Annotated in this window: 21 protein-coding genes; 17 read left to right on the forward strand and 4 right to left on the reverse strand. The window is 32.7% G+C overall.

Annotated features, from left to right (window positions below; translation table 11 throughout):
* Positions 1-153: 153 nt before the first annotated feature.
* Together AC061E_RS09655 and AC061E_RS09660 are read right to left on the reverse strand one after the other, a co-directional pair.
* A complete protein-coding gene (locus AC061E_RS09655; protein WP_478286054.1) occupies positions 154-1,734 on the reverse strand; it encodes an NADP-dependent glyceraldehyde-3-phosphate dehydrogenase in 1,581 nt (526 codons plus the stop codon).
* A gap of 45 nt (positions 1,735-1,779) precedes the next feature.
* The gene (locus tag AC061E_RS09660; protein WP_478286055.1) at positions 1,780-2,091 is read right to left on the reverse strand and encodes a rhodanese-like domain-containing protein; all 312 of its coding nucleotides are present in this window, start codon (positions 2,089-2,091) and stop codon (positions 1,780-1,782) included.
* A 263-nt stretch (positions 2,092-2,354) separates the two neighbouring features.
* Between AC061E_RS09660 and AC061E_RS09665 the strand changes: the two genes are divergently transcribed.
* The 4 genes from AC061E_RS09665 to AC061E_RS09680 all read left to right on the forward strand — a co-directional run bounded on the left by AC061E_RS09665 (position 2,355) and on the right by AC061E_RS09680 (position 6,225).
* Positions 2,355-2,978: a Crp/Fnr family transcriptional regulator gene (locus tag AC061E_RS09665; protein ID WP_478286056.1), complete on the forward strand. Its 624-nt coding sequence runs from the start codon at positions 2,355-2,357 to the stop codon at positions 2,976-2,978.
* 52 nt (positions 2,979-3,030) lie between these two features.
* On the forward strand, positions 3,031-3,819 hold the full coding sequence (locus AC061E_RS09670) for a sulfite exporter TauE/SafE family protein (protein ID WP_478286057.1): 789 nt from the start codon (positions 3,031-3,033) through the stop codon (positions 3,817-3,819).
* Positions 3,820-3,892: 73 nt separating this feature from the next.
* Positions 3,893-5,311, forward strand: coding sequence for an MBL fold metallo-hydrolase (locus AC061E_RS09675; RefSeq protein ID WP_478286058.1), 1,419 nt, complete (start codon positions 3,893-3,895; stop codon positions 5,309-5,311).
* 74 nt (positions 5,312-5,385) lie between these two features.
* Positions 5,386-6,225, forward strand: coding sequence for a methyltransferase domain-containing protein (locus tag AC061E_RS09680; protein ID WP_478286059.1), 840 nt, complete (start codon positions 5,386-5,388; stop codon positions 6,223-6,225).
* Positions 6,226-6,345: 120 nt separating this feature from the next.
* Here the strand turns inward: AC061E_RS09680 and AC061E_RS09685 are convergent, their stop codons facing one another.
* Positions 6,346-12,384 carry a PAS domain S-box protein gene (locus AC061E_RS09685; protein ID WP_478286060.1) on the reverse strand — a complete coding sequence of 2,013 codons (6,039 nt, stop codon included), beginning with the start codon at positions 12,382-12,384 and terminating at the stop codon, positions 6,346-6,348.
* Between the two features lie 261 nt (positions 12,385-12,645).
* Between AC061E_RS09685 and AC061E_RS09690 the strand changes: the two genes are divergently transcribed.
* The 13 genes from AC061E_RS09690 (at position 12,646) to AC061E_RS09750 (ending at position 24,614) form a co-directional block, all read left to right on the forward strand.
* The gene (locus AC061E_RS09690) at positions 12,646-13,101 is read left to right on the forward strand and encodes a MarR family winged helix-turn-helix transcriptional regulator (RefSeq protein WP_478286061.1); all 456 of its coding nucleotides are present in this window, start codon (positions 12,646-12,648) and stop codon (positions 13,099-13,101) included.
* 12 nt (positions 13,102-13,113) lie between these two features.
* Positions 13,114-13,746 (forward strand): NAD(P)H-dependent oxidoreductase, encoded by a 633-nt coding sequence (locus AC061E_RS09695; RefSeq protein ID WP_478286062.1) that lies wholly within the window; start codon positions 13,114-13,116, stop codon positions 13,744-13,746.
* A gap of 29 nt (positions 13,747-13,775) precedes the next feature.
* Positions 13,776-14,345, forward strand: a complete 570-nt coding sequence (locus tag AC061E_RS09700) for a YceI family protein (protein ID WP_478286063.1) — start codon at positions 13,776-13,778, stop codon at positions 14,343-14,345.
* A 360-nt stretch (positions 14,346-14,705) separates the two neighbouring features.
* Positions 14,706-15,974 carry a beta-helix domain-containing protein gene (locus AC061E_RS09705; RefSeq protein WP_478286064.1) on the forward strand — a complete coding sequence of 423 codons (1,269 nt, stop codon included), beginning with the start codon at positions 14,706-14,708 and terminating at the stop codon, positions 15,972-15,974.
* 299 nt (positions 15,975-16,273) lie between these two features.
* Positions 16,274-17,674: an anthranilate synthase component I family protein gene (locus AC061E_RS09710; protein WP_478286065.1), complete on the forward strand. Its 1,401-nt coding sequence runs from the start codon at positions 16,274-16,276 to the stop codon at positions 17,672-17,674.
* A 68-nt stretch (positions 17,675-17,742) separates the two neighbouring features.
* Positions 17,743-18,354 (forward strand): anthranilate synthase component II, encoded by a 612-nt coding sequence (locus AC061E_RS09715; RefSeq protein WP_478286066.1) that lies wholly within the window; start codon positions 17,743-17,745, stop codon positions 18,352-18,354.
* Positions 18,355-18,418: 64 nt separating this feature from the next.
* On the forward strand, positions 18,419-19,411 hold the full coding sequence (gene trpD / locus AC061E_RS09720; RefSeq protein WP_478286067.1) for an anthranilate phosphoribosyltransferase: 993 nt from the start codon (positions 18,419-18,421) through the stop codon (positions 19,409-19,411).
* A 98-nt stretch (positions 19,412-19,509) separates the two neighbouring features.
* Positions 19,510-20,295, forward strand: a complete 786-nt coding sequence (gene trpC / locus AC061E_RS09725) for an indole-3-glycerol phosphate synthase TrpC (RefSeq protein WP_478286068.1) — start codon at positions 19,510-19,512, stop codon at positions 20,293-20,295.
* Positions 20,296-20,400: 105 nt separating this feature from the next.
* Positions 20,401-21,033, forward strand: a complete 633-nt coding sequence (locus AC061E_RS09730) for a phosphoribosylanthranilate isomerase (RefSeq protein WP_478286104.1) — start codon at positions 20,401-20,403, stop codon at positions 21,031-21,033.
* 18 nt (positions 21,034-21,051) lie between these two features.
* Positions 21,052-22,233: a tryptophan synthase subunit beta gene (gene trpB, locus AC061E_RS09735; RefSeq protein ID WP_478286069.1), complete on the forward strand. Its 1,182-nt coding sequence runs from the start codon at positions 21,052-21,054 to the stop codon at positions 22,231-22,233.
* Between the two features lie 215 nt (positions 22,234-22,448).
* Positions 22,449-22,769, forward strand: coding sequence for a gamma-glutamylcyclotransferase family protein (locus AC061E_RS09740; RefSeq protein WP_478286070.1), 321 nt, complete (start codon positions 22,449-22,451; stop codon positions 22,767-22,769).
* Positions 22,770-22,821: 52 nt separating this feature from the next.
* The gene (gene trpA / locus AC061E_RS09745) at positions 22,822-23,583 is read left to right on the forward strand and encodes a tryptophan synthase subunit alpha (protein WP_478286071.1); all 762 of its coding nucleotides are present in this window, start codon (positions 22,822-22,824) and stop codon (positions 23,581-23,583) included.
* Between the two features lie 458 nt (positions 23,584-24,041).
* Complete coding sequence (locus AC061E_RS09750) at positions 24,042-24,614, forward strand: Crp/Fnr family transcriptional regulator (RefSeq protein ID WP_221917235.1); 573 nt, start codon at positions 24,042-24,044, stop codon at positions 24,612-24,614.
* A 1-nt stretch (position 24,615) separates the two neighbouring features.
* On the opposite strand, the gene AC061E_RS09755 is transcribed toward AC061E_RS09750, so the two are convergent.
* Positions 24,616-25,281 (reverse strand): MBL fold metallo-hydrolase, encoded by a 666-nt coding sequence (locus AC061E_RS09755; RefSeq protein ID WP_478286072.1) that lies wholly within the window; start codon positions 25,279-25,281, stop codon positions 24,616-24,618.
* Positions 25,282-25,336 lie beyond the last annotated feature (55 nt).

Raw genomic sequence — 25,336 nt, forward strand, 5'->3', positions numbered from 1 at the left:
TTTAATTTTAATTTGTTTAAAAGGTGGTCTAGCAATAGATCACCTTTTTTATGAAATCTATTTTATTTTTCTCTCCATAAAAATTGCCCCAATTAGTGTCTAACTTATTGGGGCATGTTCATTGAGATGGCTTTATAAAACTACTAAATCGGATTATAAAGTATAATCAGTGTTTACAAAATTTGATTCTTTGCTGTTTAATAATGCTTGTAAAATTTCATTATTGTACTCATTATCCTTTGAGGCAACAAAGGTTCTAATGGAGAACGAGCGCAGCGCATCATGAATACTCAGTGTTCCCACTGCTGAGTCTTTTCGACCTGTAAAGGGATACACATCTGGACCTCTTTGGCAAGAGCTATTCAAATTTACTCGACACACTAAATTTACTAAACTATCAATTAATGGTGCAATGGTTTTAATATCCCTACCAAATAAACTTACTTGTTGTCCATAGTTAGACTCAGCCATATCGTTTAATGGCTCTTGAATATCTTTGAAAGTCATGACAGGAACAACAGGTCCAAACTGCTCTTCATGGTACACTCTCATTTCTTTATTCACTGGAAACAGAACGGCTGGGAAAATATAATTTGGCGTATGCTCACCCCCTTTTTCATTGATGATTGTAGCACCATTTTTAATTGCATCATCAATTAACTCCTGGATGTAAGCTGGCTTTTCTTTTTCCGGCAAAGGAGTTAACATTACATCTTTGTCCCAAGGATTACCAAAAGCGAGAGCATCAACTTTTGCAGCAAACCTGGTGTTAAATTCATCTGCAATACTTTCATGAACATATATTATTTTTAATGCTGTACAACGCTGACCATTAAAGGATAATGTGCCCGATATACATTCTTGAATAGTCAAATCAAGATCAGCATCTGGCAAAATAATGGCTGGATTTTTCGCTTCAAGACCTAAAATTAAACGCAATCTGTTTTTATTAGGATGCTGATCCTGAAGTGCAATAGCAGATTTACTATTCCCAATCAACGCCAGAATATCCACTTTCCCAGATTTCATAATTGGCGAAGCTACTTCGCGACCTCTACCGTAAATGATATTGATGGCACCTTTTGGAAAACTATTTCTAAAAGCTTCTAACAAAGGCGAAATTAAAAGTACTCCATGTTTTGCTGGCTTAAAAATTACAGTGTTACCCATAATCAAAGCAGGAATTAGCAATGAAAAAGTTTCATTTAACGGATAATTATATGGTCCTAAACACAAGACAACTCCTAAAGGCCCACGACGCACCATGGCATTGACACCTTGACTTTTAGTAAATCGGGATGAATTTCTATCTAATAATTTATAATCTTCAATAGTATCATAAATGTATTCCACGGTTCTATCAAACTCTTTTTCAGAATCTGGCAATGATTTTCCTATTTCCCACATTAGTAACTTTACAACCTCAGCTCGAGTTGTTTTCATTTGCTTGACAAAATTTGTCATACACTTAATACGATCTGATACTTTCATGGTAGGCCAAAGTCCTTGACCATTACTGTAGGCATTACTTGCTGCTTGTACAGCTTCAAGGGCCTCCTCTTCACCCATAAATGGTATTGAACCAAGAATGGTAGGACCATAAGCAGGAGTAGATGAAATTGTAGAAAAAACGGCAGTAGTTTGTCCCTCCCATTTTTTTAATTCACCATTAACAAGATAGGTGTCTTGATTTAATAAGCTCTTAATCTGATATTCTTCGGGAATTACATTCATTTTTTTGAGGTTTAAAATTAAAAATCAGCAAGCGCATGCACAATATTAAGGCGTTACTACAGTACCTTCCCAATCTAAAATACCTCCTAGTAAATTATAGGTGTTTTCAAATCCCAATTGATTCATTATTTCACAAGCTTTTGCACTACGCATACCAGATCTACAGTATATATAGTATTTTTTATCTTTATCTAATGCTTCAATTTCAGTTATAAAATCTTGCCCCCTATGAATATCAATATTAATGGCATTGGCTATAAAACCATCATTGAATTCATCTTCAGTTCTTACGTCTAAAATTACTGTGTTTTCGTCGGCCTCAAATTGAGAAACCCACTCTTCTTGTGTTAAATTCATACTATTGTTTTTTTGTAAAAATACGATGTTTTTATCAAACAAGTATCGAATCAATTGTTAATTAGATTCTAATCCTAAGAAAACGATTGCGTAAAATATTCACATTCAATCAAATAAAACAAGATATTTTATAAGCCTACAAAATCTATAGGAAAACAATTTTCAACAACCTATTAATGAGGTATTTAATTATTTTTTAGGATTGAAAAAACGGCTAAATTTAGCATTTTAGATTACTTTTATAGAAAATATAAATTCAAGAAATGATTGACTCCTTAAAAAAAATATTCCACTCTTTCTCTACAGATTTAGTTCACGAAATAGAAAACAATGCAGTCTTACATTCTTATCCAGCTGGATCTGTAATTATGCGGACAGGCCAATATATAAAAAGTACAGTACTCGTAATACATGGAAAAATAAAAATATACAGAGAGGATGAAAATGGAGGAGAATTTTTCATGTATTACTTACAACCAGGACAAGCTTGCGCGATTTCAATGATTTGTGCTACTAAAAATGAAAAAAGTCAAATTATGGCCCTTGTTGTCGAAGATGTTGAACTAGTTATGATTCCGTTGCCATTGATGGATAAATGGATGATGCAACACCGAAGCTGGTACGAATTTGTTATTGACACCTACAGAAGCCGATTTGAAGAAGTACTTGAAGTTATAGATAGTATTGCCTTTAGAGCTATGGACGAAAGATTAGAATTTTATTTGCAAAGGCATGCAACATCTTGTGGCTGTAAAGAATTAAAACTTTCTCATCAAGAAATAGCATCTGATTTAAATACTTCTAGAGAGGTCATATCTAGATTGTTAAAAAAAATGGAACAAAGAGGAATTGTGTCACTTCATCGTAATAATATTGAACTTCTTTAAAACTAACATTTTACGTTTTTAAAAATTAGTTCACCTTTCAACAACATCGTTTATGGAATATTTAGGATACATTGCATCCATCATAATTGGGCTATCGCTTGGATTAATAGGCGGCGGAGGCTCCATTCTTACCATACCTATTTTAGTATATCTTTTTAAAATAGATCCTGAAATTGCTACTAGCTACTCCCTTTTTATTGTAGGTGTGACCGCATTATTTGGTTGCGTTAGTCATTACAAGATGGGGAATTTAAAAATTAAATCGGCTTTGTACTTTGCAATACCATCAGTAGTTTCAATATTAATAATACGCGAAGTTATTTTTCCTAAAATAGCCAATACACTATTTTCGATAGCCTCTTATCAAATTTCCAAAAATGTACTTATTATGTCTGTTTTTTCAGTACTAATGATTGCATCTGCTATCGCTATGATAAGAAAATCAAAACCTACGATTTCAACATCCAAGACCAATTATATTCAACTTAGTCTAATTGGATTTCTCATCGGGATTGTAACAGGATTTCTGGGAGCTGGAGGAGGGTTTTTAATTATACCTGCACTTTTATTTTTTGCAAAATTACCTATGAAGCAAGCGGTTGGCACATCATTGCTTATAATTTTCATCAACTCGAGTATTGGTTTTGGAGGTGATGTCTACATTGGCACACCTATAAATTATAAAATTCTTTTTTTAATATCAGGTATGGCTTTTATAGGAATGCTAATAGGTTTGCAACTTTCTAAAAAAATAGATGGAGTCCAACTAAAACCTATTTTTGGTTGGTTTGTGCTTTTTATGGGGATCTATATTATTACCAAAGAATTTTTTTTCAAATAAAAACTTTATGTAACAAATATCACTGTATTTACTAAAAAACAGAAGTACATTTGTACTGTAAAAAAATATAAAAATGAAAATTGAACAAATATATACAGGATGTTTAGCACAAGGTGCCTATTATATTACTTCAAATGGTGAAGCTGCCATAATAGATCCGCTTAGAGAAACGCAGCCTTATCTTGATAGATTAAAAAGAGACGGTGTGGCATTAAAATACATTTTTGAAACGCATTTTCACGCTGATTTTGTTTCCGGACACTTAGATTTGAGTCGTTCTACAAATGCTCCAATTGTTTATGGTCCAAATGCCACTTGTGAATTTGACTGTATATCTGCTGTGGATGGCCAGATTTTTACTTTAGGTAATGTTTCTATAAAAGTACTACACACTCCAGGACACACCATGGAAAGTACTACGTTTTTACTAATTGATGAAAACGGAAAAGACCATGCCATTTTTTCTGGTGACACCTTATTCATAGGTGATGTTGGAAGACCTGATTTGGCTCAAAAAGCGGCTCACATGACACAAGATCAGCTTGCAGCTACCTTATATCATTCTTTACGTGATAAAATTATGACTTTGGCAGATGATGTTATTGTGTATCCTGCGCATGGCGCGGGCAGTGCTTGTGGGAAAAACATGAGTAAAGAAACCGTTTCTACCATTGGGAATCAAAAAGAAACAAATTATGCCCTACGTGCAACAATGACTGAGGCAGAGTTTATTGCAGAAGTTACGGATGGTTTATTGCCTCCGCCAGCGTATTTTGGTATGAATGTAGCCATGAATAAAAAAGGCTATGACAGTTTTGAAAGTGTTCTCAATTTAGGAATGCGAGCACTAACTCCTAGAGAATTTGAAACTGCTGCCGAAGAAAATGGTGCATTACTTCTTGATACTCGTAAAAACGGTGTTTTTGCAAAAGGATTTATCCCGCAGTCTATAAATATTGGTATTGACGGAGATTTTGCCCCTTGGGTAGGTGCGCTAGTGGCTGATGTACAACAACCTATATTGATAATTTGTGAAGTAGGACAAGAGGAAGAAACAGTAACACGATTGAGTCGTGTAGGGTTTGATAACTTATTAGGTCATCTTGACGGAGGATTTGATGCATGGGTAAATGCTGGAAATGAGGTGGATACAATCAACAGAATTTCGGCAGCACAATTTGAACAAGAAGTAAAAATAGGTGAAAGCAAGATCGTTGATATTAGAAAAGAAACAGAATACAGCGCAGAACATGTAGACGAAGCCTATAACAAACCTCTTGCTGCTATAAATGACTGGATTAAAGATATTGACCCAAAAGAACATTTTTACATTCATTGTGCTGGTGGGTACCGCAGTATGATAGCGGCTTCCATCCTTGAGGCTCGCGGTTTTAGAAACTTTACCGAAATTGAAGGGGGATTTAACGCCATTGCAAAAACGAGTATTCCCAAAACAGATTTTGTTTGCCAAAGTAAAATATTAAAACAATAACAGCAACAAAAAGCCCTTTGAACTAGAGACCGAGAAACCTCATCAAAAAAATAGATTTAGAAAAAAATATACACATGTCTGATATAAAATGTTGTGTAGTGCAATGCGAGGCACCCATAGATGGAAATTATTGGGAATCACAATATGCAGCTGAAACCACTAAATGGGATTTAGGTACCATAGCGCCACCACTGCAGGAATTTATAGATACACTTACAGATAAAAACTGTCGTATTTTAATTCCTGGATGCGGCAACAGTCATGAGGCTGATTACTTGCTAAAAAATGGTTTTACTAACATCACTGTGATTGATATTGCAGCATCACCAGTATCATTTTTAGTTGAGAAACATGCAGGAAATCCAAAAATTAAAATTGTTCTTGGTGATTTCTTTGATCATGTAGGGCAGTATGACTGTATTATAGAACAAACCTTTTTTTGTGCCATTCCTCCATTTATGAGACAAAAATATATGTGGAAAATGCACCAACTTTTAGCTCAAAACGGAATTCTATCCGGTCTCCTTTTTAATAGAGAGTTTGAGTCTGGTCCTCCCTTTGGCGGAAGCCAAAATGAATATGAAACTCTTTTTAAAAATGCTTTCCATATAAAAAAAATGGAAACTGCTTTTAATTCTATTACGCCAAGAGCTAACTCTGAGTTGTATATCACTTTTGAAAAAAACACAAATGTAGTTGTAAATTTATATGAATTAAACGGAGTAACTTGCTTTACATGCGCCGAAAGAATTGATTCGAAATTAACTGAAATAGAAGGCATTTATCAAGTTTCAACAAGTTCAAACTTTCAAGAAATTGTGATTGTAAGCCATTTCGTAATTGCCATTGAAAAAATACAAGAAGCTCTTTTATATGATAAGAACTACTCAATTGCATCGTATAAAATTGTTTAGCAAACATAATTAATGATTTTATTGAAACTTAAGAAATATCAATTTGTGTTTTGATGAAAATTATAAAAAGGTGTTTGATTAGTCAAACACCTTTTTTCAATTAATATAATTTTTAAAAATTTACTTTTTTAACCAAGCTTGCAAAACACGCTCTAAATCTGTTTGAATTATAGGTTTTGGTAAATAATCATTCATACCTGCTTCAAAGCATTTTTCCTTATCACCTACCATAATACCTGCTGTAATTGCAATAATAGGAACGTCTTGAGAATTATCTAAATTTCTAATTTCGTCTGTAGCTTCATATCCATTTTTATTAGGCATTTGAATGTCCATTAAAATAACATCAGGTCTTTCTTTTTCGTAAAGGATTACTGCTTCGTTTCCATCTTTGGCTTCAAAAATTTGACAATTAGAAATGATTCTTTTTACCAAGGTTTTGGCTAAAAGCATATTTATTTTATTATCCTCAACAATCAAGACTCTCTTATCATCTAAAACACACTCTGGTAATGCACTAATAATATTGTTTTTAGGAATAATTGGTATTTCAAGGTCATTTTTTAAACTAGTCTTCTTGAATTTAACTACAAAATAAAAATCACTTCCATCTCCATATTTACTAATTAACTCTAACTTACTATCCATTAAGGCTAGCAACTGATTTGAGATAGCTAATCCTAATCCAGTACCCCCAAACTTTCTGTTAGTAGAATTATCCTCTTGTACAAAGGACTTAAAGATTTTTTCATTATTATATGTCTTGATCCCAACACCAGTATCCTTTACAGAAAACTTGATTGAAGCTGATTTTTTTTCAGGTTTATTTATTTGACTAATATCTAATCTAATTTCACCAAAATGAGTAAACTTTATTGCATTACTTAATAAGTTTACTAAAATTTGTTTCAGTCGTACCGAGTCTGCTATGATGAATTGCGGTACAGTTTTGTCAATTTCAAGAATTAAGTTTATATTTTTTTTGATGGCCTGAATCTTAAACAAGTTGATTACCTGATTGGTAAGTTTAAAAAGATTTACTTTTTCAAAATCCAACTCTAGTTTACCCGACTCAATTTTGGAGAAGTCCAAAACATCATTTACTATATCCATTAATGACGTTGCTGATTCATTAACAGTAGTCATATACTCTGCTTGGTTTTTCTTAAGATTAGACTTCATTAACAAGTGTGTAAAACCTATAATCCCGTTTAATGGAGTTCTAATTTCATGACTCATATTAGCTAAGAAATCTGTTTTGGCTTTGTTTGCGGCTTCGGCCAATTCTTTAGCTTTTAAGAGCTCCATTTCCAGCACTTTCTGTTCTGTAATATCAATGAAACTCAAAACAATTTCGTTGATATTCCCGTGACTATCAAAATCCGGATAGCCGTTTACCAAGACCCATATTGGTTCTTTATTAGTAGATCGTACTACTCCCATTTTGAAATTTTTCAAGGAAGTCTTAGTTGAAATAATTTGGTTAACTGGATATTTCTCAACAAGTAATTCAATCCCAAGCTCATTATAAAGTCTAAAATTTGCATCATAACTAGATATGACTTTCAATTCATCATCAGTAAGCCCTAATAATTCGTTTGATTTTTGATTGTTTACTATTATTGATCCGTCTGGTCTGTACACCATTATTCCTGCATCTAGATTATTCAATAATCCACGGTAGCGTTCCTCACTTTTAAAAAATGCAAAATCAGATTGCTTAGCTTTTGTAATATCCCTGCATAAACAGATAAAATGAATCTCATTATCTAAATTTTCTTTCATAGGCGCAACGGATAATTCAAACCAATGCTTTTCTTGGCCTAATTCGAGTACATATTGCTTACCAGCTGAAAACCCATCAATTGAAGCTTCGTGAATAGCCTCAATAATAACAATTGACGCATCATGAGGAAGCACATCTGAAAACTTTTTATCTAGAAAATATTCTGGTGGTACAGCTAGTAAATCGTCTCTACGGGAGTGATAATTAAAAATTTTACCTTCAAGATTAATTTCAAAAAGCATATCTGGAATGGCACCAAGTATGGCCTCCATTTTTTTATGCATTCGCATAAACTCATCATCTATTTGTTTACGCTCACTAACGTCCCTAACAATGGCTACAATTCTACCATCTACAATTTTTTTAGCCGTGATCTCTACAGCTTTTAAAGTACCATTTTTGTGCATCATATTGCACTCCATCAATGTTTGCTCAGTATTTATCAATTCATTAAAGATTATTGGTCTTTTGACAAGATCATCTATAATGTATAAGTTTTCAAAATTCTTAGTACATAATTCCTCTTTTGTAAAACCTAGCATTTTACAAGCGCTATCATTAACTTCAAGTAATTTACCCTTACTATTGCTAATCATAATTGCATCTGAGGCTTGCTCTATCAAACTTTTATATCGCTCTTCACTGTTAATAAGCTGCTCTTTGATATTCTTTAATTCAGTAATTTCGGTTAATGCACCATTAAGTAGTATTGCTTTACCTTCTTCATCTCTAGAAATTATACCTCTGTCAAAAAATATCCCATAGGTTCCATCTGCTTTCATGAATCGAAACTCATCAGACCAATTATTAGTAGTTCCAGCGTATGTTTCTTCCAGTTTTTCAATAACTCTATCTCTATCATCCGGATGGAGTTTTGAACGCCAGACAGTCATATTATTGACACCATTTGATATTGTGCTACCAAAACCTAATAGATCAATAAATGCTTGATTATTCCAACTCTCTCCTGTAATTAAGTTCACCTCAAAAACAGCATCATTGGTAGCTGCTGAAATCATTTCAAAACGCTCATTGGCTGCTCTAATTTTCTCTTCTGCTTTTTTAATTTCAGTGAGATCTACTCCCATACCTACAATACACTTTTTACCTTCATATGAAATACATCTTGAGTTTACATAATACGGAATTTTGTTTTTAAATTTAGTAAAGAATTCAAGCTCAAAACCTTCGCCATTCATGTCAGAATTGCCTTGCTTGGTCTCAAATATAGATTGAATTCGGGGAGCGAGTCTCTTTTTTTGATCGTCATCAAAGAAATCAAGCGGACTCATATTCAAAATTTCCTCTTCATTATATCCCGTGATTTCTTCAAAATTTTGGTTCCATTTTACAAATTTCCCTTTTTCATCATAGAGGTAAAAAATTCCAGGAAGGCTATTTATAACAACTTCAGAAAGCTGTTTTTCTTTCAAAATTTCAGACTCAGCAAGTTTACGCTCGGTAATATCAGTAATTGTACCTATGTAACCTAGTATTTCATTTTTTACATTTCTCTCTGGTATAGCCTTGCCCATTACCCAAGATATTGATCCATCTGGACGTACAAATCTGTATTCAGAAAATGAAGAATTTAATTTTTTCGAATCGTTATTCCAACGACCAGCAAGGTTTGCTACATCATCATGATGCACAGCCTTAAACCACCCATTCCCTAATGCCTCTTCAAAAGACAAACCAGAAAGTTGACTCCAATACGGGTTAACATAAGTAGTATATCCTGTAGGATCCGTCCTAAAAATTCCAACAGGAGAAACCTCTGTTAACGTATGATAACGTTGTTCACTTTCAAAAATGGTATCTTCTGCCTTTTTTCGAAGTGACTCTTTTTCAAATATTTCAAGTGCAAAAGAAATATCCTCTGTAGCCTCAATAAGTAAGGTAATTTCTTCATCATCAAAAAAGTTGATTTCACTGGCGTAAAATGCAATCACACCAACAACTGTATCAAATTTTTTGATAGGAATTGTGATCATCGATCTATAATTTCTTCTCAAAGCCTCTGTTTTCCAAAGATTCATTGTAGAATCAGTCTCAATGTTGTTACAAACTATATGTTTTTTATCATTAACCGCTCTTCCTATTGGTCCTTGACCCTCAGGAATTTTGTTATTTGTAGAAATTGTCTTGATTACAGAAACATAATTTTCATGCTCCCCAGCAACCATGGCAGGAAGTACTTTTTCACTAACTGGATCAATTATACCAATCCATGCTAGCTTAAATTTACCTGTTTCTACAGCAATTGTACATGCTTCTCTAAATAAAGTTTGCTCATCTATAGTTCGTACAATCATTTGATTCATTTGACTTATAAACGAATACAGTCTGTTTGTTTTAATGATTTTTTGTTCTGCTAGAATTCGATCGGTAATGTCAGTTATTATACCATGACAAATAACCGTTCCTTCAGGTTCTGGAACTGGCAACGAGTTTACATCATGCCAAACCATTCCCTTTTGCGGATGAAAATAGCGATATTGAGTCTTGAGTGGTACTAATTTTGTTTTAGTTATTTTTATCTTATCAATAACGTTATTAACATCATCTGGATGGATGCGCTCAAATAATTTAGAGGTATCAAACTCAATTTCATCAAAAGCATAACCATAAATTTCTTGAATAGCATTACTAGCATAAGTATAAGATAAAGACTGATCTTTATTTTGTCTCATGGAATATATTAATCCTGGTGAGGTAGCAGCAATCTTAAAAAATTTATGGCGTTCCTCATTCAGTAATTCTTGTGCTTTCTTAGTAGATGTTACATCTCTTAAATTAATAACAATTCCGCCTATATCAGGATCATGAAGTAAATTGTTAACATAACCTTCTAGCCAGATGTAATGACCTTTTTTATGTTTTAATTGTAAAGCAATTGGAAATGGACTTCCTGGTTCACTTAATGCTTTTTTTAATAAGAGTGGAATATTTTTTTGATCCTCAGGATGAATAAAATTGAAAACTGATATATTATCGAAATCTTTATGTGACCATCCGGTAACTCTTTGTGCCGATTCACTCCTAAATATGATGTTTAATTTTTCATCCACTAAGGAAATAATGTCAACATTATTTTCTATTAATGCTCTAAAACGGCGTTCATTTTGAGCAATTTTATCTTCAATAGCTTTTTTCTCTGTAATATCTTTTACAAAACCTAGAAACCTATTTTCGGAAATTTTTACTGCTTCAACTTGCCAGTATCGTTCAGAACCGTTTTTTAAAAATGCTTGAATTTCTTTTTTGCCAACTCCTTTTTCAACTAAATTTTTAAATTCTTTATAATACTCCTTATGATTTTCTATTCTGGATAAATCCCCAAATTTTTTAGTGAGCAACTCTTCTCTTGAATAGCCAGTAAGTACAGAAGCAGCGTGGTTTACTTCCAGATAATTACCATTCTCATCTAAAACAAATATACCATCCGGAGCATTCTCTATGTAATTTTTAAACTTTAAATCACTTTCTCGCTGGATTAATTGTATCTGCTGATCAACCTCAACTTTTTCACGTTTTTTAATTTCAGATTCTATTTGCTTTTTTTCAGTTATATCTTGTACAGTTCCGTGAAAAGCGATTACGCTGCCTGATTGGTCTTTTTGGGGTGTAACAATGGCATACAACCATTTTTGATCTTGATTTGCAAAGACTATTCTGCGTTCTAAATCAAATTCCTTTTCATCATCTATTGCATTATTTATTTTTTCGAGAAAAAAAGAAGAATCCTCTTTTGAAAAAATATTTAAAAACTCTTTAAATAAATCTTGATCAGGCTCTTTTGTTAATTCATAAATAGAATACAATTCCTTAGACCAAAACATTTTTTTGGTATCTAACTCATATCTCCAACTACCCAATTTCGCAATATGCTGGGCATCATTAAGTAATTTTTCACTCTCTGATAATTGCTCTTGAATTCTTTTAACACACGTTACGTCTCTACCTATGCCATAAGCCAGGCCGTGTTCATGAGATACGGTGATAATCCATTGGATAGAAATAATCTCACCATTTTTTTTTACATAACGATTTTCAAAGTTTATTGATTGTTTTTCTTTACCAAGCCTTTTTACTTCATCAATACTTTTTTCAAGATCTTCAGGATGTATAAAATTTAGAAATGGTTGCGATAAAAGTTCTTGTTCTGAGTAACCTAAAACTGCAACAAATGTAGGATTGATTTCTTTAAAATAACAATCGGCATTGGCAACACATACAAAATCCTGTGAACTATGAATCAATTGTTCAAAGTTATTTTTACAAGATTCTTTTTCTATTAAGGTTCGAAGTTGTATTTCTTTTTGCTTTACTAAAATAAGCAATTCATCATAGCTGTAATTAGCCTCATTCATAAAACATTAGTATTAAAGTAATTGTTAAATGTAACAAAAAAAATAATCTATTAAAAAATTAAATGATGAAACTTAAATATTGTTCGATGGAATACACATAAAATAGGTTAAATGTATTTCAATTATATAGTATATTTTTATTATTTTCTAAATGCTTTACATAGCTTTTTAAAATAAAATTTAACAAAAATTTAAAACACATTTGTATATACAACCATAATTCTCGCTATATTTGTACCGACAAATTACATATATACAAATATGAAAATTGAAGAGATATTAAAATCAACTGTAGCTATGGATAATTCCAAAAAAATTATCCTCAATATTTTGTACACACAAAATGTTATTACAGAGAATTTTAATGAAATCCTCAAACCTTTTGAAATATCAAGTGAGCAATATAATGTATTGCGTATCTTAAGAGGTCAAAAAGGAAATCCAGCAAACATGTCTGTAATACAAGAAAGAATGCTTGCAAAAACAAGTAATACAACCCGCCTTGTAGACAAATTGTTATTAAAAGAATATGTAACACGTAAAGTATGTCCTGATAACAGACGAAAAATTGAAGTTTTAATTACGGGTAAGGGATTAGAAGTTCTATCAGAATTAGATCCAAAAGTTATTGCGCATGAACGTTTTTTTTCTCAAAACTTAACACCAGAAGAAATTGAAATTTTAAACGCTTTATTAGAAAAATATAGAAAACAATAAATAAAAATAATTATGAGTACTTTTATAGAAAACCAGAATTGGAGATATGCTACAAAAAAGTTTGATGCATCCAAAAAAATTACAACTGAAGATTTAAATACACTAAAAGAAGCTATCCGCTTAACAGCATCTTCTTATGGATTACAACCTTACAAAATTATTATTGTTGAAAATCCTGAATTACGTGCAAAATTACAACCTGCAGCTTATGGACAAGCTCAAGTTGTAGATGCTTCTCATTTAATTGTATTTGCAAATGAGTTAAATTTTGGTGCTGAAGGTATTGATAATTTTGCTAAAACAATAAGCGAAACTCGCGAAATTCCGCTAGAAAGTATTCAAGGATACGTTGACTACATGAAGGGAAATATTGTAGGATTACCACAAGAAGCAAGAGATATTTGGTCTGCAAAACAAACTTACATTGCATTAGGTAACTTATTAAACAGTGCGGCTGAATTAAAAATTGATACTACTCCTATGGAAGGTTTTATTCCAGCACAAGTAAATGAAATTCTAGGTCTAGATAAATTAGGTCTAAATGCTACCCTTCTTGCAACAATAGGGTACCGTCATGAAGAAGATGCTACTCAGCATTATAAAAAAGTGAGAAAATCAAACGAGGATTTATTTATTACACTATAATTATTTTAATCAACTTTAAACAAACTAAAATGAAAAACTTAAAATCAATTGCATTAGCTGCAGTAATAGCGCTAACAACAGTAACAGTAAACGCACAAACAAAAGCAGTAGATGTATCTAAAAGTACTATCAACTGGGTTGGAAAAAAAGTAACGGGTGCACATGAAGGTGCAATTAACCTAAAAAGCGGAAACCTTGTTTTTAAAGGAAAAAAAGTAGCTGGAGGTTCATTTGTTGTTGATATGACTTCAATGACTGTAACCGACTTAAAAGCTGGACAAGGAAAAGAAAATCTAGAAGGACACTTAAAAGCAGATGACTTTTTTGGAACTGATAAATTTGCAACTTCAACTTTAGTTTTCAAAAAAGTAGCAAGTAAATCAGCTAATCTTTACAATGTAACTGCTGATTTAACAATTAAAGGAATTACAAAACCTGTAACTTTTGATCTAGCTACTACAGCTAATACAGCAACTGCAAATGTAGTTGTAGACAGAACTAAATATAAAATAGAGTACAACTCGGCAAGCATCTTTAGTGCTATTGGTGACAAAGCTATCAACGATGATTTTACATTAGCTGTGAATTTGAAATTCTAATTTCAAATTAAATACCTCTAAAACCCTATCAAGAAATTGATAGGTTTTTTTTGTCTTTAAACTTGTTTCTACTATTTATTAATTTGTTTATAGTTTAACTTGACACAAAATATTATAAACATCCATCACTATTCAATAGTTAAAATCAAAAGTAAAGTTTCATTTATTTTACTTTTTCAATACTAAATAAATTTAAAATAGCGCAACAAATAAATTTAAGTTGCATAAAAATAACATACGCTAGTTATTCGTAATAAACTCATAATATTAAGTAGAGAATCTCTTAACAGATCATAAGTACATTTGGATTGTTAAAAACGTCCATCTCTTGTGATAATTGAATCTACAAAAACAAATACTATGAAACTAAAAATGACACTGCTTTTATTGCTTTCTTGCTTATACATCAATGCACAACAACTCAAAGGTATTTTAGGAGAAGAGAATTGGCTCAATAACTGGACAAATTTTAAACCTGCCACTACAGAATATAATGAAGCTAATACGATACTAACAGGAGTTATAAGCAGCGACATGGTCTTGCAACGCAAAAACACTTATCGTTTAATAGGTGTAGTATATGTAACAAACAAAGCAACGCTTACAATTGAGGCAGGAACTGTAATTCGTGGCGATAAAGAAACTTGCGGAACACTTGTAGTTACAAAAGGATCTAAGATCATGGCCGAAGGGAATGAAACTGCTCCTATTATCTTTACTTCTAACAATGCTGTTTTATCAAGAAAACCGGGAGATTGGGGTGGTATTGTAATTCTTGGTGATGCTCCTATCAATAGAATTGGTGGAATCGGTTTTTTAGACTTTAATTTAAATCCAGAAGTTAGCTATTATGGTGGTGTAAATGAAGAGGATAATTCTGGGATTTTAAAATTTGTGCGTATTGAATTTTCAGGCAGAAAATTAAAAGAACAAAAAGAACTCAATGGTTTATCACTTGCTGGAGTTGGAAACAAAACAAAACTAGAAAACATTCAAATCAGTTTTTCAAATGATGATTCCTTTGAATGTTATGGAGGTAAAACAACTTTAAACAATATTATTTCATACCGTTCTACTGATGATGATTTTGATTTTACACAAGGCTCTCAATCTAAAATTACAAACAGTATTGCTATTAGGGATCCATTTTCATCAGATGTATCAGGTTCAAGATGCTTTGAAATTGATAATTATGACAAAATAGAAAACTGCGATTTTACTAAAAAAGCCACTCACATCACAGCCAATAACATGACCCTACTTAATACGCAAGAAAACAATCAAGGACTTGTAAAAGAAGCAATTTATATAAAAGATAAATGTTTTTTAACATTAGATAATAGCGTAATACATGGCTTTTCTGCAATTGCTGTTTTAGATTCAAAGATAAGTTACATTAGTGAAAATCTCAGTCGAATCAGTTTTAGAGGTGTAATTGCTAATAATTGTTCTGATAAAATTATTAGTGAAGTAGCAGGAAATAATATTGAAATAGCAAATTGGTACAGCAACGCCTCCTACGCATTAGATTATACTAATATACCAACTTTAGATTTTTTCATTCAACCTTCCTTAAAAAAAGCTCCAGATTTCCGTTTAAGATCCTACAGCAATTTAGCCAGTAAGTAATTCATAATAAAATCACTTCTAAGAAAAACTCAGGTTTTATATTCATAACAAAAAATAGAAAAAAAAATATTTATTTTTATTTTAAAACGTATCATAATTGAAATTTCATTTATATATTTGTATAAAATAATAAACATTGAATACAATTTTAAAAAATACATGGTGGTGGAACAATTTACGTCAAATGTCGTGAACTAAGCTCCTATGGTATTTTTAAAACTATAAATATAAAAGGCTTGTCATCACGACAAGCCTTTTTTTTTGATAAAAATTGAAACAACACTTAAAAATATAAAAAATTGAAATCATTTACTTTACAAACAAAATACAAACAAATCTTAGCTGACACCATAACGCCTGTGAGTGTATACTTTAAGATTAGAGATAAATTCCCCAATAGTCTTTTACTAGAGAGTAGTGATTATCACGGTAATGACAACAGCTTTTCCTACATTTGTTGCAATCCTATTGCATCTTTAAAAATAGAAAATGAAATCATTTATAAATCTTTTCCTGACGGTAGTTCCCAAAAAATCAATATTGATGCAAGTACTGATATTCCTGCTGTAATTCAGGAATTTTCAGCACAATTTAAATCTGATAAAAACAATTTCAAATTTATAAACAACGGGTTATTTGGATACATTTCGTATGATGCGGTTCGGTATTTTGAAAAAGTCACAATCGCCAAAAAAGAAAATAGCAATTCCATTCCAGATGTGTATTATGCGGTTTACCAAAATATTATTGCAATCAACCACTTTAAAAACGAAGCCTTTCTTTTTTGCCACAGCTTAGACGGTCGTAATAATATTGCCGAGCTAGAACAACTGCTTCAATCTAGAAATATTGCTTCGTATAAATTTTCAAAAGAAGGTGACGGTTTTTCTAATTTGACTGATGAAGAATTTAAGGAAAATGTGGCTTTGGCTAAAAAACATTGTTTTAGAGGTGATGTGTTTCAGCTAGTTCTATCAAGAAGATTTACGCAAGGTTTTAAAGGTGATGAGTTTAATGTATACCGAGCCTTGAGAAGCATCAACCCTTCTCCGTACCTATTTTTCTTTGATTATGGTGATTTCAAAATTTTTGGAAGCTCTCCCGAAGCTCAAATTATAGTAAAAGATAGAAAAGCCGAAATTCATCCCATTGCTGGAACTTTTAAACGCACTGGAGATGATGAGAAAGATGCAAACCTTGCCAAGCAATTATCTGAGGATAAAAAAGAAAACAGTGAACATGTTATGCTAGTTGACTTAGCCAGAAATGATTTAAGCCGAAATGGTCATGATGTTCAAGTAGAAAAATATAGAGAAGTACAATTCTTTTCGCACGTTATTCACTTGGTTTCTAAAGTCACAGGTCATTTACATGACACGGCTACAACGATGCAAGTAGTTGCTGATACGTTTCCTGCAGGAACCTTAAGTGGTGCACCTAAACACCGTGCCATGCAACTCATTGAAGAATACGAAAAAACAAGTCGGAATTTTTATGGAGGCGCAATAGGTGTTATGGATTTTGATGGTAATTTTAACCATGCCATTATGATCCGAAGTTTTTTAAGTAAAAATCATCAATTGCATTGTCAAGCGGGCGCTGGAATTGTGGCAAGCTCTGATGAAGAAAGTGAAATGCAAGAAGTATACAATAAATTAAGAGCTTTATATGCCGCATTAGACTTAGCCGAAACGATTTAAATTCAATTCTAATAAATTCCTTGTAAAAGGGTTTCTTTTTCAAAAAAAAATAAAAATAAAAAAATATAATGAGCAACAATATACACACACCATCTACTTCAACTGCTGCTGCAAGACGGCAAGTTTTAGTCATTGATAATTATGATAGTTTCACCTATAATTTGGTACATTATCTTGAAGATTTAGACCTTGAAGTTACCGTTTATAGAAACGATCAATTTGATATTGATGAAATTTCAGTTTTCGATAAAATTCTGCTTTCACCTGGTCCTGGAATTCCTGATGAAGCGGGTTTATTAAAAGAAGTCATTCGCAAATATGGACCTACCAAGAGTATTTTTGGAGTATGTTTAGGGCAGCAAGCCATAGGTGAGGTTTACGGTGGAACGCTTTCTAATCTTGACAAAGTATATCATGGCGTAGCCTCTATGGTAAAAACTACCGTGACTGATGAACTTCTTTTTGAAGGACTAAGCAATGAATTTGAGGTAGGTCGTTACCATTCTTGGGTAGTAGATACTAATTTACCCGATGTTCTAGAGATTACCTCTCTTGACGAAAACGGACAAATCATGTCCTTGCGTCACAAAACTTATGATGTACGTGGGGTGCAGTTTCACCCTGAAAGTGTATTGACACCTAATGGAAAACGAATTTTGGAAAACTGGATTAAAAGCTAGTTTTAAAAATTTTCCTAGTTAAATTATCACACAAAGAGTTTACCATTAAGAACAACTATCAAAAATGAAAAACATATTAAACCGATTGATCAATCACGAAACACTTTCTAAAGAGGAAGCAAAAAACGTATTGATTACTATTTCAAACGAAGGTTACAACAACAGCCAAATAGCTTCTTTCCTTACCGTTTACATGATGCGAAGCATCACTATTGAGGAGCTTGCTGGATTTAGAGAAGCGCTACTAGAATTGTGTATTCGAGTTGATTTATCTGCTTATAACACCATAGATCTTTGTGGTACTGGCGGAGATGGGAAGGACACCTTTAATATTTCGACATTAGCATCATTTGTAGCAGCAGGTGCCGGAATAAAAGTGGCTAAGCATGGTAATTATGGTGTTTCGTCTATTTCTGGTTCTAGTAACGTAATGGAAAAACTAGGCATCCGTTTTAGTAATGACAATGGTTTTCTAGAAAGTTGTATGGACCAAGCTGGGATTTGTATTTTGCACGCACCCTTATTTCATCCTGCAATGAAAAACGTGGGACCTATTAGAAAAGAACTGGCTGTAAAAACATTTTTTAATATGCTAGGCCCCATGGTAAATCCTTCTTTTCCAAAAAATCAATTGGTAGGTGTTTTTAATTTAGAACTTGCCCGAATGTATGCGTACTTGTATCAAAATACAGATGTAAACTTCACCATACTTCATTCTTTAGATGGATACGATGAAATATCGCTGACTGGTGCTTCAAAAACAATATCAAAAACCAAAGAAGGTATGTTGAATCCCGAAGATTTTGGAGTTAATATACTCACGCAACAAGAAATTGAAGGCGGTACAACCATTGAAGAATCGGCTCAAATGTTTACAACAATTATTGCTGGAAAAGGAACCGAAGCTCAAAACAATGTGGTTTGTGCCAATGCTGCGATGGCTATTGCAACGGTTACAAACTGTTCGCCTTTAGAAGGATTTCAAATAGCGAAAGAAAGTTTATTATCTGGTAAAGGACTTTTATCTTTGAAGAAATTACAGGAATTAAGCAAATAAAATAGTTTTTAATTTTAAGTATTTGTTGTTGAAATAGTTAATTACAAATTATAAATCAATAATAAACGTTAAATATAAAAACATCTAATAAAAAAGAAATGAACATTTTAGATAAAATAATAGTTGACAAAAAAAGAGAAGTAATTCTCAAAAAAACAATAATTCCGGTATCACAGCTAGAATCCTCAGTATTTTTTGAAAAAAAAACAATTTCATTAAGTCAAGCACTTAGAGCTAGTAACTCTGGAATAATTGCGGAACACAAACGCAGGTCACCATCAAAAGCTGAAATTAATTATAATTTTACTGTTGAAGAGGTGGTAAAAGGATATGAAAATGCAGGCGCTTGTGGAATATCAGTACTTACTGATGGGAAGTATTTTGGCGGTTCTCTTGATGATTTACTTTTGGCTAGAGCAACAGTAACCATTCCGCTTTTGCGCAAAGAATTCATAGTTGATGAGTACCAAATTCTAGAGGCAAAAGCCCACGGCGCCGATTTAATTTTACTGATTGCTGCGGTTTTAACACGAGAGGAAATCAAACAGTTATCTGAATTTGCACATAGTTTAGGATTAGAAGTGTTGCTTGAAGTACATGATCAAGAAGAGTTAGAAAAATCTATTATGCCGTCACTTGACATGATTGGTGTTAACAATAGAAATTTAAAAACTTTTGAAGTGAGTTTGGATTTCAGCAAGCAACTCGCTTCACAAATTCCAGATGATTTTGTAAAAGTATCCGAGAGTGGAATTGCTAGCGTGGAAGCTATTAACGAACTCAAACCGTTCGGTTTTAAGGGATTTTTGATAGGAGAAAATTTTATGAAAACAGACAACGCAGGAAAAGCAGCTACTGAATTTATCCAGAAACTACTTTCTTAATTTAAAAAAAATAAAACACAACAATCAATACAGGTAGTCATTATGCAACCTTCAACAAATAATCCAAATACAACTCCCCTTTCGTCTCCCTTTCTATCAGAAAAAATGGGAGTAAAAGTAAAAGTATGCGGTATGAAATATCCAGATAACGTTCTGAAACTTGCTGCGCTACAACCTGATTATTTGGGATTTATTTTTTGGGATAAATCTAGTCGTTATTTTGATGGAGAGATGCCCGAATTACCAGCATCCATAAAAAAAGTGGGCGTATTTGTACAAGAGAAAATCGAAGTAATTTTGGCGAAAGCCGAAAAATATAATTTACAAGCTATACAATTGCATGGAAATGAGTCGGTTGATTTTTGTATTGATTTGAAAGAAAAATTAAAAGGAAAAAGAATAGAAATCATCAAGGTGTTCTCGGTTAATGACACCTTTGATTTTCAAGAACTTGAACCTTTTGAAACGGTCTGCGATTACTTTTTATTTGATACCAAAGGCAAACTTCCGGGTGGGAACGGAGATACATTTGACTGGCGGGTTTTAGAAAAATATCCTTCGCAAAAACCTTTTTTTTTAAGTGGTGGGATAAGCCTTGATGAGGTTGAATCTATAAAACAAATCTTGAATACCAATTTACCAATTCACGCTCTAGACTTAAACAGTAAATTTGAAACAGAGCCTGGATTAAAAGACATTACATTATTACAAAAGTTGCAACATAATTTACAACTTTAACTTTTAAACATACACAAAATGAGTTACAACGTTAATGAAAAAGGATATTATGGAGAATTTGGTGGTGCTTTCATTCCTGAAATGTTATACCCAAATGTAGAAGAACTGCGCCAAAATTACCTAAAAATCACCGCAGAACCTGAATTTCAAGAAGAGTTTGATGCCTTGCTAAAAGAGTATGTAGGCCGCCCTACTCCTTTGTATTTTGCAAAACGCTTATCCGAAGAATACAATACTAAAATTTACCTCAAAAGAGAAGATTTGTGTCACACAGGAGCACACAAAGTAAACAACACCATAGGTCAAATACTCCTAGCCAAACGATTGGGTAAAAAAAGAATTATTGCCGAGACCGGCGCTGGACAACACGGTGTAGCTACGGCAACTGTATGTGCCTTAATGGGACTTGAATGTATTGTGTACATGGGTGAAGTGGATATAAAAAGACAAGCGCCAAATGTAGCCAGAATGAAAATGCTAGGTGCCGAGGTAAGACCTGCAAAGTCTGGCTCAAAAACCTTGAAAGATGCTACTAATGAAGCTATCAGAGACTGGATTAACAATCCTGTAGATACGTACTACATTATAGGATCTGTGGTAGGACCACACCCGTATCCTGATATGGTGGCACGTTTTCAAAGTGTTATTTCAAAAGAAATAAAAGAGCAATTGCTCGAAAAAGAAGGGAAAGAAAACCCAGATTATGTTATTGCCTGCGTAGGCGGTGGTAGCAATGCTGCAGGAACATATTATCATTTCCTTGACGAAAAAGAAGTCAACATCATTGCTGTAGAAGCAGCTGGATTAGGCGTAGACTCTGGGGAAAGCGCAGCCACCTCAGCACTCGGAAAAATAGGTGTTATCCACGGAAGTAAAACACTATTGATGCAAACAAACGATGGACAAATAACAGAGCCTTACTCCATTTCGGCGGGGCTTGATTATCCTGGCGTTGGCCCTATGCACGCTAATTTATATACGACTGGAAGAGCTCAATTTATCTCCATTACTGATGAGCGAGCTATGGACTGGGGTATCAAATTATCTAAAATGGAAGGCTTAATCCCTGCCATAGAAAGTGCGCATGCCTTTGCAGTATTAGACGAAATGAAATTCAAGAAAGATGATATTGTAGTAATTAATCTCTCAGGCCGCGGTGACAAAGATTTAAATACCTACATAGATTATTTTAAATTATAGTTTAGTACATTATTATCATGTGAGATGTTTTTTTTGACTTAATTTTAGGGCGTTCCCTCGCCGAAAAAAGCGAGGTCAGGCTGTACGCTAAATTCCCGATTAACAAAAACTACGGCAAAAGCCTTGTTTTTCTAAACCGGGAGATACCGCTGCCATCCTTAACGCAATCAAGAATAGCAAAGCACGTTTTAAATTAAATTTGTCAAACCCACATTATGGAAAAATTATTTGCTTACGGTAGTTTACAAAACGAGGACATACAAAAAGACCTGTTTGGGCGCATTCTAGAGGGCACTCCAGAGACATTAATAGGTTATGTGATAAAACAAATTCAAATTGAAGAAGAATTTGGAATAGTCAACTACCCCATTATTACACAAACTGAAAATCAAGAAAATACCATTAATGGAATGGTTTACGAAATTAGTACCAAAGAGCTTCACCTATCTGATTTATATGAAGGGCTGCATTATAAAAGAGTTGAAGTACAACTCCAATCAAAACAGAAAGCCTGGGCCTACAGCGCCGTAATTTAAATAAAAGTAAGCCCATAACTAAACCCTAATCAAAAAGGGAAATTAATATATCATGAACAGAATTAATAAAAAATTACAAGAAAACAATAAGATCCTTTCCATTTACTTTTCTGCTGGATATCCTAGCTTGAATGATACCGTACAAATAATCCAAGACTTAGAAAAAAATGGAGTTGACATGATTGAAATTGGACTGCCTTTTAGTGATCCACTAGCCGACGGACCAACGATTCAAGAAAGTTCAACCCAAGCCTTGCATAACGGCATGACCACGCAAGTATTATTTGACCAACTGGAAAAAATAAGAGAAACAGTTTCCATACCACTAATCATCATGGGCTACTTTAACCCTATGTTGCAATACGGAATTGAAAATTTTTGTAAAAAATGTGCTGCAATAGGCATAGACGGATTAATCATTCCAGATTTACCCGTAGATGTATACGCTGATTCTTATAAAGATATATTTGAGAAATACGGTCTTAAAAACATTTTTTTAATAACACCACAAACTTCTGTAGAGCGCATTCATTTCATAGACAGCGTCTCTGATGCATTTATTTACATGGTAAGTTCAGCCAGTGTTACCGGTTCTCAAACTGGTTTTGGAGCCACACAAGAAGCATATTTCAAACGAATTGCCGATATGAACTTGAAAAACCCACAAGTTATAGGTTTTGGAATCAACAATGCCGAAACTTTTAATCAAGCCACACAATTTGCTAAAGGAGCCATTATAGGCAGTGCGTTTATTCAAGATTTAACTAAAAACGGAACCCAAAATATAGCAACCTTCGTGAAAAGTATTCGATAAGCACTTTAAAAAGTAACAAACGGCGTTTCAGTGTGACTTGAAACGCCGTTTTTTTATAAACCAATTAAAAGACTACAATAATTCCAATTCTATTAGCTATTTAAATAGACAACAGAAGAACGTTGATAATGAACAATTACACTTCAATTATTTTATAAAATAATTATGCCTATTACGTCTTTTAAAATTAAAAATTAAGTTAAAAATTTATTGTCAGTATTTCATTTACATCTTCAGAAAGACATACTTACTTTACACAAAATTTAGAACGAAAAGTATTTAATCAATAAAGATTTATTAGATCCTTTTATTAGAAAAATTAAATACATTTGAAATTAAAAAACGAAACATACCTTTGCTTAAAGATATAATTTAATTGTTTAAAAAGGGGTATCTTATGTAAAGATACATTGGTAGCAATTTATTGAACGAATTACAAAATTATCTTAAGAGTAAATATGACAAAATCAGACAAATTATCATTATTTTTTAGCAATGAATTTCCTTTTAACAAAGAAGGTTTAGATGAGTTTGTGAATACTTTTACTGTAAAATCATTCAAAAAAGGGGAAATCATTTTAGAAAATGGAAAAGTAGAAAATGAACTTCGTTTTTTAGATCAAGGAATAATCCGAGAATATTATGCAACCACCGACAAAGAAAAAAATATTAATTTTTTTACAGATGCCGGTTTTATCACTGATTTTTCATCCTTTGCACACGCTACCGCTACAAAAAAATACCAAGAATGTTTAACTGATGTTGATTTGAGAGTTTTATCAAAAGAAATATTTTCGACATTTACTAACCAATACAATTGTGGTAAGTTATTTGTTGAAACCATTTTTCAACGAATAGTTGTCAATAAAGAAACCGAAGAATTCAACCATTTTGTAAATACCGCCGAAGAATTATATCTCGATATTATGAAGACAAAACCAGACTGGCTACTTCAAATTCCACAATATCATATTGCTTCGTATTTAGGAATCACTCCTGAAACATTAAGCAGAATTAGAAAAAGAATATAGCCTATAACCATTTTACATTGGTTGGATCAAATAAAAAAATATTTGTATTCAATTCATTTTGAATAGTTGTGGCATCATTATGCCCCGCATATATTGGCATATCGATTGCTTTATATCTATCTTTAAATAACATCAAACTGTTCTTCATATCCTCAGGATTGGAGCCAGGCCAATCTATTCTCCCAATAGTTCCTTTGAAAATAAAATCACCAGTCAGCATAAATTCTCCAAAATCAAAAATAGTGCAACCAATGCTATGCCCGGGATAAATACCAGTTGTAAAAACAAAGTTTTCTATATGATAGGTGGTTTGATCTTCCAAAATTTTCACAAGAACATTCAAAATAGTTTCCTCTAGTCCAAAATGTTGAGAACCAATAAAACTAAGATTGCGCAAACGATCTCCAAACAATTCTTTTGATTTCTCTGAAGCCCATACCGCAACATTATATAAATCCATAAAATACTTAACGCTAAAAATATGATCTTGATGTGCATGTGTTACTAATATACCTACAACTTTCAAACCTAAAAAATCAATTTTTCTTTCAATTGATTTAGGATCAAAGCTTGGGTCGACAATTAATGCATTTTTATGATTATCAATTACTAAATAAGAATTTGTTGCAAAAATAGTATTCGATAGTACTTCAACTTTATAGTTCATTTCTTTGTAACTTTTATTATTGCAAAAATAATATTGAATAAATTTAGGTGCATTG

This window comes from Flavobacterium sp. GNP011 (assembly GCF_056428925.1).

What these genes read in the sequence shown, in the direction of transcription:
- AC061E_RS09655 (WP_478286054.1), bottom strand. Translation starts at nt 1,734, where the DNA reads ATGAATGTAATTCCCGAAGAATATCAGATTAAGAGCTTATTAAATCAA.
- AC061E_RS09660 (WP_478286055.1), bottom strand. Translation starts at nt 2,091, where the DNA reads ATGAATTTAACACAAGAAGAGTGGGTTTCTCAATTTGAGGCCGACGAA.
- AC061E_RS09665 (WP_478286056.1), top strand. Translation starts at nt 2,355, where the DNA reads ATGATTGACTCCTTAAAAAAAATATTCCACTCTTTCTCTACAGATTTA.
- AC061E_RS09670 (WP_478286057.1), top strand. Translation starts at nt 3,031, where the DNA reads ATGGAATATTTAGGATACATTGCATCCATCATAATTGGGCTATCGCTT.
- AC061E_RS09675 (WP_478286058.1), top strand. Translation starts at nt 3,893, where the DNA reads ATGAAAATTGAACAAATATATACAGGATGTTTAGCACAAGGTGCCTAT.
- AC061E_RS09680 (WP_478286059.1), top strand. Translation starts at nt 5,386, where the DNA reads ATGTCTGATATAAAATGTTGTGTAGTGCAATGCGAGGCACCCATAGAT.
- AC061E_RS09685 (WP_478286060.1), bottom strand. Translation starts at nt 12,384, where the DNA reads ATGAATGAGGCTAATTACAGCTATGATGAATTGCTTATTTTAGTAAAG.
- AC061E_RS09690 (WP_478286061.1), top strand. Translation starts at nt 12,646, where the DNA reads ATGAAAATTGAAGAGATATTAAAATCAACTGTAGCTATGGATAATTCC.
- AC061E_RS09695 (WP_478286062.1), top strand. Translation starts at nt 13,114, where the DNA reads ATGAGTACTTTTATAGAAAACCAGAATTGGAGATATGCTACAAAAAAG.
- AC061E_RS09700 (WP_478286063.1), top strand. Translation starts at nt 13,776, where the DNA reads ATGAAAAACTTAAAATCAATTGCATTAGCTGCAGTAATAGCGCTAACA.
- AC061E_RS09705 (WP_478286064.1), top strand. Translation starts at nt 14,706, where the DNA reads ATGAAACTAAAAATGACACTGCTTTTATTGCTTTCTTGCTTATACATC.
- AC061E_RS09715 (WP_478286066.1), top strand. Translation starts at nt 17,743, where the DNA reads ATGAGCAACAATATACACACACCATCTACTTCAACTGCTGCTGCAAGA.
- trpD (WP_478286067.1), top strand. Translation starts at nt 18,419, where the DNA reads ATGAAAAACATATTAAACCGATTGATCAATCACGAAACACTTTCTAAA.
- trpC (WP_478286068.1), top strand. Translation starts at nt 19,510, where the DNA reads ATGAACATTTTAGATAAAATAATAGTTGACAAAAAAAGAGAAGTAATT.
- AC061E_RS09730 (WP_478286104.1), top strand. Translation starts at nt 20,401, where the DNA reads ATGGGAGTAAAAGTAAAAGTATGCGGTATGAAATATCCAGATAACGTT.
- trpB (WP_478286069.1), top strand. Translation starts at nt 21,052, where the DNA reads ATGAGTTACAACGTTAATGAAAAAGGATATTATGGAGAATTTGGTGGT.
- AC061E_RS09740 (WP_478286070.1), top strand. Translation starts at nt 22,449, where the DNA reads ATGGAAAAATTATTTGCTTACGGTAGTTTACAAAACGAGGACATACAA.
- trpA (WP_478286071.1), top strand. Translation starts at nt 22,822, where the DNA reads ATGAACAGAATTAATAAAAAATTACAAGAAAACAATAAGATCCTTTCC.
- AC061E_RS09750 (WP_221917235.1), top strand. Translation starts at nt 24,042, where the DNA reads ATGACAAAATCAGACAAATTATCATTATTTTTTAGCAATGAATTTCCT.
- AC061E_RS09755 (WP_478286072.1), bottom strand. Translation starts at nt 25,281, where the DNA reads ATGAACTATAAAGTTGAAGTACTATCGAATACTATTTTTGCAACAAAT.